At 35.1% G+C, this 582-nt stretch carries 1 protein-coding gene and 1 pseudogene; both read right to left on the reverse strand.

Features of this window, described 5'->3' with window-relative positions:
• A pseudogene (locus DLM75_RS24060) lies at positions 1-431 on the reverse strand (hypothetical protein); the annotation flags it as partial.
• Positions 403-582 (reverse strand): hypothetical protein (locus DLM75_RS24605; RefSeq protein WP_206610876.1); only part of this gene is annotated, 180 nt, incomplete at its 5' end. The gene DLM75_RS24605 and the pseudogene DLM75_RS24060, both read right to left, overlap by 29 nt.

Here is a 582-nt window from a genome sequence, read left to right on the forward strand (position 1 = left end):
TTATCATACATCATAGCCGCAACTTCAGCCGTCTTGAAGCTTCCAAGACAATATTTTACCCCATCTTTGCTTATTGCCGCAATGTAAGTGCCGTTTTCTTTTTTAAAGTGAACAACTTTGTATGACTTTGTGTTATAGTTCCTCTTACGGAGGGAGTTCTGCTTTCCGCGATTTACTATAAATAAATTCGCTTTTCGGTTATCGAATGGATTGCCGTTAGGATGGATTACAACTTTATTAGGATCCGAGAGTTTTAATATTTCCCGATGCATTAGAACCATTTTTTGCTTTTTATTATTTAAGCGGATGGCGGTGCAAATTAGCTTAACGTCTTTATTAAGATTAAGATACCAATTCCATTTGGACAGATTCAAAAAGTCTTCATCATCTAAAAGAACCTTTTCACCTGTCGTTGTTAGAATCGTCTTCATGGGGGATAAAAATTATCGCTAAGTTTTCGATGCTAAAAAGCCTATGAAAGTTAATAAATAAGTTTATTTCCCCTAACTTGATAAATTCAGTATTGAGTTTTTCGATTATCACAAACTGGGTCCAGGTCATTCTTCCGAACTTTATTGTCAA

Source organism: Leptospira stimsonii (genome assembly GCF_003545885.1).
Classification (GTDB): Bacteria; Spirochaetota; Leptospiria; order Leptospirales; family Leptospiraceae; genus Leptospira; species Leptospira stimsonii.